9 protein-coding genes are annotated in these 12,272 nt (G+C 57.4%); 3 read left to right on the forward strand and 6 right to left on the reverse strand.

Translation table 11 applies throughout. The features are described from left to right. Positions 1–185 precede the first annotated feature (185 nt). The 3 genes from malG to malE all read right to left on the reverse strand — a co-directional run bounded on the left by malG (position 186) and on the right by malE (position 3,943). The gene (gene malG / locus A8B84_RS00215; protein WP_064228948.1) at positions 186–1,076 is read right to left on the reverse strand and encodes a maltose ABC transporter permease MalG; all 891 of its coding nucleotides are present in this window, start codon (positions 1,074–1,076) and stop codon (positions 186–188) included. Positions 1,077–1,086: 10 nt separating this feature from the next. Beyond that, positions 1,087–2,580 carry a maltose ABC transporter permease MalF gene (gene malF / locus A8B84_RS00220; RefSeq protein WP_413772189.1) on the reverse strand — a complete coding sequence of 498 codons (1,494 nt, stop codon included), beginning with the start codon at positions 2,578–2,580 and terminating at the stop codon, positions 1,087–1,089. A 163-nt stretch (positions 2,581–2,743) separates the two neighbouring features. Continuing rightward, positions 2,744–3,943, reverse strand: coding sequence for a maltose/maltodextrin ABC transporter substrate-binding protein MalE (gene malE, locus A8B84_RS00225; protein ID WP_064228946.1), 1,200 nt, complete (start codon positions 3,941–3,943; stop codon positions 2,744–2,746). A gap of 261 nt (positions 3,944–4,204) precedes the next feature. Between malE and A8B84_RS00230 the strand changes: the two genes are divergently transcribed. The 3 genes from A8B84_RS00230 to A8B84_RS00240 all read left to right on the forward strand — a co-directional run bounded on the left by A8B84_RS00230 (position 4,205) and on the right by A8B84_RS00240 (position 8,342). Beyond that, a complete protein-coding gene (locus A8B84_RS00230) occupies positions 4,205–6,028 on the forward strand; it encodes an alpha-amylase (RefSeq protein WP_064228945.1) in 1,824 nt (607 codons plus the stop codon). Between the two features lie 7 nt (positions 6,029–6,035). Then, positions 6,036–6,914: an aldo/keto reductase gene (locus A8B84_RS00235; protein ID WP_064228944.1), complete on the forward strand. Its 879-nt coding sequence runs from the start codon at positions 6,036–6,038 to the stop codon at positions 6,912–6,914. Between the two features lie 177 nt (positions 6,915–7,091). Then, complete coding sequence (locus tag A8B84_RS00240; RefSeq protein WP_064228943.1) at positions 7,092–8,342, forward strand: substrate-binding protein; 1,251 nt, start codon at positions 7,092–7,094, stop codon at positions 8,340–8,342. Between the two features lie 23 nt (positions 8,343–8,365). Here A8B84_RS00240 and A8B84_RS00245 read toward each other — a convergent pair whose 3' ends face one another. The 3 genes from A8B84_RS00245 to eno are packed head-to-tail and all read right to left on the reverse strand — an operon-like array spanning position 8,366 to position 12,140. Continuing rightward, the gene (locus tag A8B84_RS00245) at positions 8,366–9,997 is read right to left on the reverse strand and encodes an NADP-dependent glyceraldehyde-3-phosphate dehydrogenase (protein WP_064229016.1); all 1,632 of its coding nucleotides are present in this window, start codon (positions 9,995–9,997) and stop codon (positions 8,366–8,368) included. An 11-nt stretch (positions 9,998–10,008) separates the two neighbouring features. Then, entirely contained in the window at positions 10,009–10,815 is an 807-nt protein-coding gene (gene tpiA, locus A8B84_RS00250) for a triose-phosphate isomerase (RefSeq protein ID WP_064228942.1), read from the reverse strand. Between the two features lie 23 nt (positions 10,816–10,838). Beyond that, positions 10,839–12,140, reverse strand: coding sequence for a phosphopyruvate hydratase (eno, locus tag A8B84_RS00255; RefSeq protein WP_064228941.1), 1,302 nt, complete (start codon positions 12,138–12,140; stop codon positions 10,839–10,841). Positions 12,141–12,272 lie beyond the last annotated feature (132 nt).

Below are 12,272 nucleotides of genomic sequence, written 5' to 3' on the forward strand. Positions count from 1 at the left end.
GCCTACCCGGCCCCTGTCTGATTCGATCTGTCGTCACCCTTAACGGGGTTACTCTTTGGCCGGTTCCGTCACGTACCGGCCCTTTTTTTGGGACCAAAAAAAGCCCGGTCAGCAGGGGGAATTAACCTGACCGGGTCGCGAAAGTTAACGCTGGAAGACGCAGAGATCGCGTAAAGAGAAGTCGCCTATCCTTTAACACCGCCGGCCGTGAGGCCACCGACAATCCATTTCTGGCAGTAAAGGAAGATCACCGTGATCGGCAGGCCCGAGAGTACCGCCGCTGCCGCGAAATCTCCCCAAAGGTAGTTCTGTTCATACAGATACTGCTGGGCACCCACCGCCAGGGTCAGTTTATCGGTATCTACCAGAAGCACCGACGCCATCGGGTACTCCATGATTGTCATGATGAACGCCAGGATGAACACCACCACCAGAATCGGAACCGACAAAGGCAGCAGGATATAGCGGAACGCCTGCCAGGTGGTGGCGCCATCCACGATAGCGGCCTCCTCCAGGGAGCGGTCAATAGAGTCAAAATAGCCCTTGATGGTCCAGATATGCAACGCCATACCACCCAGGGAGGCCACGATGACCGCACCATGAGTATTCAGCCCGAGCCAGCTGACGTGATTGCCAATCTGATCGAACAGGGCGTACAGCGCCACCAGGGAAAGCACCGGCGGGAACATCTGGAAGATCAGCATGGATTTCAGGACAAATCCCTTGCCGGCAAAACGCATGCGGGCAAAGGCGTAGGCACTGGTGGTGGAAAGTGCCAGGATCAGCACCGCCGAAACAACAGCGATCTTGATCGAATTCCACAACCACAGAAGCACGGGAAACGGTGGCTGCGTGGTAACACCATCTTCACCGGTGTAGGGAATACCCAGCGCCAGATACCAGTGTTCCAGCGAAGGATTCTCCGGCAGCAGGCTGCCGGCGGCAAAGTTTCCGCTGCGGAACGAGATGGAAATAACCATCAGCAGCGGAAACAGAATGATCGCGATGAACGCCAGCATCCCCAGGTGGGATGCCAGCACGCGGTATTTGGTGGAGCGGGGTTCAACCATGGCCATAAGAAGCTCCTTACACCTTGATCTTGGACAGTTTGAGATTGATCAGGGACAACGCGCCCACCACCAGGAAAATTGCAGTGGCAATAGCGGCAGCCAGACCAAAGTTCTGTCCGGAGTCCTGGAACGCAATGCGGTAGGTGTAGCTCACCAAAAGATCGGTGGTACCTGCCGGCGTGCTCGCACCGATGATGTCCGGGGCGCCCCCGGTCAGCAGTGCAATCAGGACAAAGTTGTTGAAGTTGAATGCGAAGCTGGCAATAAGCAGCGGCATCAGCGGTTTGATGATCAACGGCAGGGTAATATTGAACAGATTGTTCACCGGGCCTGCCCCGTCCATGGCCGAGGCTTCATACAGGTCCCGGGGGATGGCCTGCAAAAGTCCCATACACAGCAACATCATGTAGGGATAGCCGAGCCAGGTATTCACGATCAGAATCATGGTGCGCGCCAGCGCCGGATCGCTGAACCAGTCCGGACGGATCCCGAACAGTCCCTCAAGCACCAGGTTGATCTCACCAAAGTTTTGATTGAACAAACCCTTGAACACCAGAATCGAAATAAAGGCCGGCACCGCGTAGGGCAGGATCAGCATGGTGCGGTAAAAGCCCTTGCCGCGAATCTGGTCCCACTGCAGCAGGTTGGCCAGCAGCAGGCCCAACGCCAGGGTAAAGACAACCGTGGCGACTGCGAACGAGAGCGTCCACACGAAAATCTCGAAGAATGGCCCGCGAATGGAGGGGTCGGACACCACTTTGAGATAGTTGTCCCAGCCGATATTGACCGTCCAGCCCGGCGACAGGGCATTGCCATCGCCGTCCCGGTAGAAACCGGTTTCCTGGTCCGGGAAATAGGTAACGCCGGTCTGGTTGTTGGTCAGGCTGCCATTGTCATGCAGCGTAAACTGGGGGTGAATCGCCGCGAAAGAGCGCAGGCTGGCCTGGCTTAACTCACGCCCATCTTCGGTGATCAGGGTTAGATCCGAGAGTTCACCCCTGAGCTGGATGATCTCTCGAATGGACAAGGGCTCACCCTGCGGCTTGCCGGACACCGGCAATACCGGCGCCGAACGTTCACCCGACTCCAGGTCCACAGGTGTTGAAGTCAGGTTCTGATGTTCTCCCTCAAGCCAGAAAACATAGCCTTCTTCAGTCTTGTAGAGCTGGTAGTCATAGCGAACCGCTTCGGACTGATAGGTCCGGCTCAGGAGGTTTTCCTGCACATGCTCGAAGCTCAACAGATTGCTGGCACTGTAATTGGTAAAGCCGATGCCCACGGTGTACATGAGTGGGAAAATGACGAACAGGCCCATGCCGGCGATGGCCGGAAAAATATATCGGTGCGCGTACAGCTTCTTGCTGACAAACACCGCAACAGCAGAGGCGGTGAGCACCAGAAACAGCATAGCAAAGACAAACTCGCGCTGGGCGTAGAGTGCCAGTATAAGGTAGAGCGCGGCGCCGACCAGCGCAGCCAGCGCTCCCCATTTGAGAAGTACTCGGGTCATGGAGTGTCTGCTTTCAATACCGGGAGAGGACAGGGTTTCCGTTATCATTGTAGTCAGCCCGTTAATGACCGTCGCGCGATGGCAACGGCGGATGTTCTTGCACGTCTCAGCGGGCCGGTGTCGGACGGAAGCATAGCCGTCCGACACCGGGTTACCCTTCTGCTTAGCGGGTAATTCGCTGTGCTGCTGCGCTCAGGGCGTCTTCAACGGACTGGCGTCCGGACGTGATGTTTTGCAGGGCCGGCCCCATGGACGACCAGAAGGCACCCATGGCCGGTACATTCGGCATGGGTTCGCCCAGCTGGGCATTCTCGAAGGTCGCCTTGATATTGGGATCGGAGGAGAGTTCGTCCATGAATTCCTTGTTGGCCACAGCACCCAGGGGAACGTCGTTATTCACCATTTTCAGGCCCTTGACGGAGAGCGCGTAGTTCTCCAGGAATTCAACCGCCAGATCCTTGTTGGGGCTGGCAGAATTCAGGGTCGCGGCCATAACGCCCACCATGGGTTTGCTGGGCTGCCCATCCACCGTCGGAATGGTGGTTACGCCGAAGTTGATGCCGCTCTTCTCAAGGTTGCCCCACGCCCAGGGGCCGTTGATCATCATGGCGGTCTCGCCCTTGTTGAAGCTGGACTCCATGGCGCTGTAGTCTGCTCCGCGGGGCATCACGCCTTCCTCGATCAGCCGGGTCAGCGCTCTGGCACCTTTGATGGCACCTTCGGTGTTCACCCCGGTATCCTTCACATCCACGGAACCATCGGCATTTTCACCGAAGATATATCCTCCGGCTGCGGCCAGCATCGGCCAGGTAAAGTAGGTATTGTTGTAATCCCACAGAATGGCGCGCTTACCGTCTTCCGCCAGCTTTTCATGAACGGCAGGAATGTCTTCGAAGGCGCTGGGAGGCTCGGGCAACAGATCCTTGTTATAAATCAGGCCAATAGACTCGACCGCCATCGGATAGCCGTACATCTTGCCGCCCACCGTGACCGCATCCCAGGTAAAATCATAATTGGCGTCGATGACGCTCTTGGACGGTTTGATCTCGGAAATAATGCCGCTCTGGGCCCATTCACCGAAACGGTCGTGGGCCCAGATGAAGATGTCCGGGCCATTGCCGGTTGCGGCAGACTGCTGGAACTTGTCGGTGGCGCTGTCCGGATGGGCGACTTCAACCGGGATACCGGTTTCTTGAGTGAACCAGTCCCCCACTTCCTGCAGGCCATCATAGCCCTTGTCACCGTTGATCCAGACCAGAAGCTTGCCCTCTTCAATTTCGGCATGAGCCGGCGCGGCAACACCGAAGCTGGCGGCAACAATGGAGGCGGCGAGTGTGCTGCGGATAAAAGTTCGACGATTCATCAGGTGATTCCTCTGTATGTTCTTGCCTTATTCTTGTTTTCCGGCCATTCACGAGGTTGTCGGGCCGGACTTAACGCAAACTTTCTTTTGCGAGTATTGGCACTGTGTGGCAATTCCCGGTAATAAGCATCACCCCTTATTTCATTCCCCGAGGCGTAGTAGAGGGGAGTAGACGGGCGTAGAAAATTCCTTCTACCACCCCGGGGTGGAGTCTGGTTTGATGGCATCCACAAGAATGAAAACCGAAACGGAGCAATTGCCATGACAACCCGCGCCAGACACCTGAAGTTCTCAGCTTGTATCGCCTCAGCCCTTATTACGGCCGGTTGCGCCTCGGGCCCGGGCAAGCCCGCGGTTGTGGCCGGGCCACCTTCAGCCAATGATACCAATGTCTTTTGCGAAGCCGCGTCAGCCGAAATGACGATTCCGGTCGGTTCCGCATTCCCGGACGGGACACTGGTCCGGGATTTCTACACAGGCAACACTGCCCGGGTTATCGACGGTGAGGTAAGCATGGCACCGGGTGCCAATGCCGAGGGGCTGGTGTTACTGGAATCAGTCGACGCCAAGGCGGGCCAGTTCACCTGGGCCGGGGCGACCGTCTATTTCGCCGTAACAGACCGGTTTGCCAATGGCAGGACCGACAACGACCTGAATTATGGTCGTCAACCAGACGGCAAGGATGAAATCGGCACCTTCCATGGCGGTGATTTTGTCGGCCTGACCCAGAAACTGGACTACCTGGCGGAACTGGGTGTCAGCGCGCTATGGATTACCCCTCCGTTCGAACAGATGCACGGCTGGGTCGGCGGTGGCGACCGGGGCGATTTCCAGCACTACGGCTACCATGGCTATTACGCTCTGGACTTCACCGTTCCGGATTCCAACTTCGGTACCCGGGAAGAATTCCGGACCCTGGTTCAGGAAGCCCACAAGCGAGGTATCCGGGTGGTTATGGATGTGGTCATGAACCATCCGGGCTACAGTACCCTGCAGGATATGCAGACCTTTGGGTTCGGCTCGCTGTTTGAAGGATTCGAAAAGCATCTGCCCGAGCGCTGGGGCGACTGGCAACCGGAATCCTGGGAAAACTTCCACGCCTATCATGCCCTCATTGATTACGACCATCCGGATTGGCGCAACTGGTGGGGCAAGGACTGGGTCCGGGCTGGTATCGCCGACTACGACACGCCGCCGAACGCCTCCGTGGATGCCCAGCGCGGGTCTCTCGCGTTCCTGCCGGATTTCAAGACCGAATCCGAACAGCCCGTGGATCTCCCGGAATTCCTGAGAAACAAAGCCAGCTCCAGAAGCCAGCAACTGGACGAAGCCACCGTTCGGGATTACCTGATCACCTGGTTGACCGACTGGGTACGGGAATTCGGTGTGGATGGCTTCCGGGTAGATACTGCCAAGCATGTGGAACCGGAAGCCTGGCTGGCGCTCAAACAGGAGGCCCAGGCAGCCCTGGACGATTACCGCAGCCACAATCCCGACGCCAAACTGCCGGCAGAGGAATTCTGGATGGTTGCCGAGGTATTCCCCCACTCGGTCCGCAAGACCGCCTATTTCGATGCCGGCTTTGATGCGGTCATTAACTTCGACCTACAGGAAGAAGCCCGGGCCGGTGCACAGTGCCTGCCCTCCATGGAATCCATCTACAGTGATTACGCCAGCAAACTCCACGGGGAAGACGACTTCAACGTGCTGAGCTATATCTCTTCCCACGACACCAAGCTGTTCAGTCAGGTTGCGGGCAATGATCCGGCGCTCCAGAAGCGGGCTGCGGCGGCCCTCATGCTTACTCCCGGAGCGGTTCAGGTGTTCTACGGTGACGAGTCCGGTCGCGCGTTCGGGCCAACCGGTTCCGATCCCCACCAGGGCACCCGCTCGGACATGAACTGGAGTGCCATTGAGAATGGCGAGGTGTCCGGTATCCTTGAGCACTGGCAGAAGCTGGGTCAGTTCCGCGATCGTCATCCCGCGATCGGCGCAGGCGAGCACCGGTTGATCAGCCAGCAACCCTATGTATTCTCAAGAACCAACGGCGATGACCGGGTGGTGATTGCGTTCGGGAGGAAGTGACCTGACCATGAGTTATTCGAGATTTCTGGAAGACACCCCCCTTATTCCGGGCATGATGCGTCTGCTGGACCATCCCGATCTCTGCCAGCCGGCGAGGCTGGCAAAATGGATCCACGGAAGACTGGATGAAGGACTGACTGTCTTCGATCATGCCGACATTTACGGGGATGGCGAGTGCGAGCGTGTTTTTGGCGAGGCACTGATAGCCTCACCGGAACTGCGTCAGAAGGTGCAGGTTATATCCAAGGCCGGGATCGTGCCGGCCCATCGGGACTCCTCCACCTGGAACACCAAACACTATCGTGCGGAAGCTGATTATTTTTCCGGGGCAATCGACAAGTCACTCAGCCGGCTTCGAGTTGAGCAGATCCACACCTTCCTTATTCACCGGCCAGATCCGCTGCTGGATGCGGAATCACTGGCGAGAGCCCTGGAACGGGCCGTGACCGCCGGCAAGATTCAACATATCGGGGTATCCAATTTTCTGCCGGAGCAGTGGCGCTGGCTTCAGAAAAATACCGATCTGCCTCTGGTGTGCAATCAGAGCGAGCTTTCTCTCAGCCACTCAGAACCCCTGGTTGATGGCACCTATGAGGCCCATCTGAACGATGGGCTTCGCTGGCTTGCCTGGTCTCCGCTGGCCGGCGGCACCCTGCCCAGCTCGGTTCCCGAAAGCTTGCTTCAGGCCGCCAGGGAAGCAACCGGCCTATGCGAAACAGGATTGGCCATCGCCTGGCTGCGACAGCTTCCAGGCGCCCCCATCCCGGTTCTTGGCTCAATGCGTGAGGCCAGAATTGAGGCCGCGCTTGAGGGCGCCCGCACGGTCCTGCCAAGACCTCTCTGGTTCGCCCTACTGGAGGCAATGCGGCAAACTGCGGTGCCCTGAGGGGCATCGCAAATTTGATATAAGTCACCGACCTACAATTTGTTACCCAAAATTCCACTTTAGTCCCATTGTTGACTCCATAATCAGCGCTGACACTAGCTCTGCTTAACAAATAATCAAAAAAACGATTGGCAGCCCCTCCCCCCAGTGGCGCTGCAATTCCGGAGGCCAACCTGAATGAACGTCAGAAAAGTACTCTTTTCTGCTTGCCTGCTGTTGCTGGCGAGCACCACCGTCTATGCCGAAACTCTTAAAATCGGCCTGAATTATCCTCAAACCGGTCGTTACAAGGACCAGGGCCTGCAACAGCGCCTGGGCGCCTTTCTGGCCGTTGACGAAATCAACAAAGCCGGCGGTGTTATGGGCCGCCAGTTGGAACTGGTGATCAGAAATACCCGCGGCGAACCTGCCCAGGGTGCCAAGAACACCGCGGAGCTCATCGACCGTGAAGGCGTCCAGATGGTGTTCGGCGGCGTGTCCAGCGCCGTTGCCATTGCCTCTGGCAAGGCTGCGCGGGATCGCAACCGGATTTACTTTGGCACCCTCACCTACTCGAACGCCACCACCGGTGCCGAAGGTCACTCACACATGTTCCGGGAGCCCTACAACGCCTGGATGACCGCCAAGGCGCTGAGCCAATATCTCACCACCAATCACGCCGACGACGAATACTTCTACATAACCGCTGACTACACCTGGGGCTGGTCTGTGGAAGAGTCTGTGCGCAAGTTTTCGGGAACCGAGGATACCGACCGCCACCAGGGCGTGAAAACGCCTTTCCCCCGAGCGCTGATTACTGACTTCCGGGAGGCGCTGGAGCAGGCAGACGCGAGCGATGCCAAGGTTCTGATGATGGTTCTGTTCGGCGACGACATGGTGCGTGCCCTGAATGTTGCCTACGAAATGGGCCTCACCAAAAAAATGCAGATCGTTGTGCCCAACCTCACCCTCGGTATGGCACGTCAGGTGGGCCCCACCATTATGGAAGGCGTTATCGGCGGCTCACCCTGGGTATGGAACGTACCCTACGAGCTGAACTACCCGAGAGGAAAAGAATTTGTCGAAGCCTTCTCAGAACGGTATGAAATGCGGCCATCAACCGCTGCGGCCTCTGCCTACAGCATTGTTTACCAATACAAGGATGCGGTGGAACGTACCGGCACTACCAATACCGCCAGCCTGATCGAAGCCCTGGAGGGACACAGGTACACCTTCCTGAAGGACGAGCAGTACTGGCGGGAATTCGATCACCAGAACGTCCAGACGGTGTATGTGGTCAAGGTAAAACCGCGCAACACAATCATTGCTGACGAATACAGTTCCGATTATTTCAGCATCATCGATTCCATGCCCGGCGACCAGGCGGCTCAGACCCGGGAAGAATGGGAAGAGCGGCGCCGGGAGGCTGGCAAACCCCTCCGGCTCTGAGTCCACACTAAAAGATCCGGCGATCAGAACAGGTAATCGGTCGTCAGGATCTTCGATTGTCGTCCACGCACGATGCCGGTCACCAGGTCCCGATTGCTGTCACTGGACTTGGTGGCCACGGTTGTGCGGATCGAGAACACCCTCAGGGCATCCGATACCGACAGCGTACCCTCAGCGGAATCCTTTCGTCCGTTAAACGGCAGGGTATCCGGCCCCCTCTGGCACTGGGCATTGAGGTTGATCCGGCCTACCTGATTGGCAAGCAGATCAATCAGCTTGCCCACCGTGTCAGAATCCGAACCGAAGATACTGAGCTGCTGCCCGTAACTGGAATCCCGGACGTGCTCAACCACTTCCTGCTCGTCCGCAAAGGCTGCAACAGGAATGACCGGCCCAAACTGCTCCTCATGGTAGATGCGCATATCGGCGGTTACCGGGTAAAGCACGGCAGGATGAAAATACGTGCCATTGACCTCACCACCACCTTCATTGATCACCGATGCACCCTTGGCGACGGCATCGTCCACCAGCGCCCTGAGGAACCCGATCTTGCCCGGCTCGGGCAATGGCGTCAGCGATACCTCCTGCTCCCAGGGCATCCCCGCAACGAGTTCGTTGACGCCTGCCGATAGCCTACTGACAAACTGATCCGCAAGGGAATCATGGACAAACAGGAGTTTAAGAGCGGTGCAGCGCTGGCCATTGAAAGACAGCGCGCCAGTGACACATTCGTTGACGGCGAGCTCAAGATCCGCGTCTGACAGCACAATGGCCGGATTGTTGGCGTCCAGACCCAGCACAGCCTTCAACCTGTGGGGCTTTGGATGCATCTGTTTGAGCGCTGACGCACCCCGGTGGGTTCCTATAAAGGCGAACATGTCGACCTTACCGCTTTTCATCAATGGTCCGACGGTATCCCTGCCCCGTCCGAAGATAATGTTGATGACTCCCGGTGGAAACGACTTCCGAAATGCTTCCATCAGAGGGCCGATCAGGAGCACCCCGTATTTGGCAGGTTTGAACACCACAGTGTTGCCCATGATCAACGCCGGAATCAGCGTTGTGAACGTTTCATTAAGCGGGTAGTTGAACGGCCCCATGCACAGTGCAACGCCCACCGGTAAACGACGGGTCTGAGCCACCACACCACCGACGATTTCAAATCTCGATGAGCGTCGGTCGAGCACCTTCAACTCATGGATAGTATCGTTGATGTAGTCGCAGGTTCGGTCAAACTCCTTGCAGGCATCTTTTCGGGTCTTGCCGATTTCCCACATCAGAAGCTCTACCACGGCCTCCCGATGGTAGCGCATTTCCACGAGGAACTGTTCGACGTGTTCGATTCTATTGGCTACTGACATGCTGGGCCATTCTCCGCTGCCCTGACCGTAGGCCTGCACCGCCGCATCCAGAGCTTCGAGGGCGGCCGCCTCGTCCATCAGCGGCGTCCAACCGATCACCAGAGGCTGAGGTTCGCTTTCACCCTGCACGATAGTGCAGATCGGGCTGCGAACTTCTGCGAAAGGACCGTCCCAGGGGCGCAGTTTCCCCGCCACCAGGGTATGCGCTATTTCCACGCCGCCCCGACGAAACTGTTCGGGTACGTCGGTTTTTCTCGGAAAAAACGTGGTTTGCATCCAGCGTCTTGGCTGCATTTCCATCTCCATCAATTGGTTTCGCATTCGCCGGCCAGAATGCCGGAAGCCTCAGCCAGGGCACCGGCAATCGTTCCGAATTCGTCAGCATGCAGTGAGGCACCGCCAATCAAGCCACCATCAACGTCGGCAAGACTGAACAACTCGTAGGCATTGGCAGCCTTGACGCTGCCTCCGTATATCACCCGAAGCTCCTGACTGATGTCATCGGATGCCTCAGGTGCACTTTTCGCGATGAATTGGCGAATTTGCTGGTGCACCGCAGATACCTGCTCCGGCGTTGCGGTTTTGCCCGTTCCGATAGCCCATACCGGTTCATAGGCGATTACTCCGTTCGCCATGGCCGCCAGACCTACCTCGTCAATAACAGCCTGGATCTGCTGCTCAATGACTAGCGCGGTACGGTTGGACTCCCGGTCTTCCAGGGTTTCGCCGACGCACAGCACCGGCATGAGACCGGCACCAAGAACCGACCGGTAACGGGCGGCGACCTCCTGATTGGTTTCACCGAACAACAACCGGCGTTCAGAGTGACCCACCAGCACATAGCGGCAGCCCATCTCCTGAAGCATGGTGGCGCTGACTTCGCCGGTGTAGGCGCCGGAGACAAACCCAGACGCATTCTGGGCACCCAGCATGATGCCGGTATAGCCCAACAGATCCCGCACCTGAAAGAGATAGGGGTGGGGAGGGCATACCGCCAGATCTATGGACTTGCGGAACATCCTGAGACGGGGCAGCACACGGACCATCAGGGCCTGGTTGGCCTGAAGACTGCCGTTCATCTTCCAGTTTCCAATCAGAATCGGTTTTCTCATGATGTTTCTCCCGAAAAGCGGTTTCAGGTATCCAGAGCGCAACGAATCGCGCCGACACCGGGATAAAACGCGTGAGCGCCAAGATCCTGCTCGATACGCAGGAGGCGGTTGTACTTGGCGACCCGGTCCGATCGACAGAGTGAGCCGGTTTTGATCTGACCCGATCGGGTTGCCACCGCCAGATCCGAAATGAACGTGTCTTCGGTCTCACCGCTGCGATGGGAAATCACCGTGGTGTAGCCGGCATCCTGGGCCATACCGATCGCATCCAGAGTTTCTGTGAGGGTCCCGATCTGGTTGAACTTGATCAGTACTGAGTTGGCAATGCCCTTGCGGATGCCCTCAGTGATGATCGCGGTGTTGGTCACGAAGAGGTCGTCGCCCACCAGCTGTACCCGTTCGCCGAGCTTCTCGGTCAGCAGTTTCCAACCGTCCCAGTCGCTTTCATCCATGCCGTCTTCAATTGAGGCGATGGGGTACTTCATGGCCAGGTCGAGCAGGTAATCCGAGAACTCTTCAGAGGTAAACTGTTTGCCAGCCCCGTTCAGGTTGTAGAGGCCATCTTCGTAGAATTCGGAAGCGGCGCAATCGAGGGCAAGGACCACATCGGACCCGGGCCGGTAACCCGCCTTTTCAACAGCGGCCAGAATGAGGTCCAGGGCCTCCTCGCTGGAACGCAGATTCGGGGCGAAACCACCTTCATCGCCTACCGCCGTGGACAGGCCGTTTTTCCGGAGAAGCGACTTCAGGGCATGAAAGGTTTCCACACCCATCCGAAGCGCCTCGCTGTAGCTCGGCGCCCCGACGGGCTGGATCATGAACTCCTGGATATCAACGTTGTTGTCGGCATGAGCCCCACCGTTGATGATGTTCATCATGGGCACCGGCAGGATGCTGGGGCCGTTGCAGCCATAGAGCTCGGCAAGATACCGGTACAGAGGCTGTTGCCGGTAATTGGCACCGGCGTTGGCCGTGGCAAGGGATACGGCCAGAATCGCATTGGCACCCAGTTCTGCCTTATTGGGTGTGCCATCCATCTCGCACATGAGGCGGTCCATCACCAACTGGTCAAACACCACCCGCCCCTCCAGGGCCGGTGCTATGCGTTGGTTAACACACCGGACTGCCTCCAGGACGCCCTTGCCGTTGTAGCGGCCGGCATCACCGTCGCGCTTTTCCAGCGCTTCCCGGGTTCCTGTGGATGCCCCGGATGGCACCCGGCCCTGCCCGACCACGCCGTTACGGAGTTCAACGTCCACTTCCACTGTAGGGAATCCCCGGGAATCCAGAATTTCCCGGGCCGTGACTTTTTTTATGTGTTCCATAGCGTCGTTCCTGTTCAATCATTGTTGTTTGCGAATTTATTTTTGGATAACGAACATTAATTACATATTAATATTCGTAAACGAACATTATCAAGCGAAAAAAACCGACCAATCAGACAAATTTGTTATATG

This window comes from Marinobacter sp. EhC06 (assembly GCF_001650915.1).
GTDB lineage: Bacteria > Pseudomonadota > Gammaproteobacteria > Pseudomonadales > Oleiphilaceae > Marinobacter.

Bases quoted from the DNA above. Each gene is read 5' to 3' on its own strand.
- malG (WP_064228948.1), bottom strand. From the start codon at position 1,076: ATGGCCATGGTTGAACCCCGCTCCACCAAATACCGCGTGCTGGCATCC.
- malF (WP_413772189.1), bottom strand. From the start codon at position 2,580: ATGACCCGAGTACTTCTCAAATGGGGAGCGCTGGCTGCGCTGGTCGGC.
- malE (WP_064228946.1), bottom strand. From the start codon at position 3,943: ATGAATCGTCGAACTTTTATCCGCAGCACACTCGCCGCCTCCATTGTT.
- A8B84_RS00230 (WP_064228945.1), top strand. From the start codon at position 4,205: ATGACAACCCGCGCCAGACACCTGAAGTTCTCAGCTTGTATCGCCTCA.
- A8B84_RS00235 (WP_064228944.1), top strand. From the start codon at position 6,036: ATGAGTTATTCGAGATTTCTGGAAGACACCCCCCTTATTCCGGGCATG.
- A8B84_RS00240 (WP_064228943.1), top strand. From the start codon at position 7,092: ATGAACGTCAGAAAAGTACTCTTTTCTGCTTGCCTGCTGTTGCTGGCG.
- A8B84_RS00245 (WP_064229016.1), bottom strand. From the start codon at position 9,997: ATGCAGCCAAGACGCTGGATGCAAACCACGTTTTTTCCGAGAAAAACC.
- tpiA (WP_064228942.1), bottom strand. From the start codon at position 10,815: ATGAGAAAACCGATTCTGATTGGAAACTGGAAGATGAACGGCAGTCTT.
- eno (WP_064228941.1), bottom strand. From the start codon at position 12,140: ATGGAACACATAAAAAAAGTCACGGCCCGGGAAATTCTGGATTCCCGG.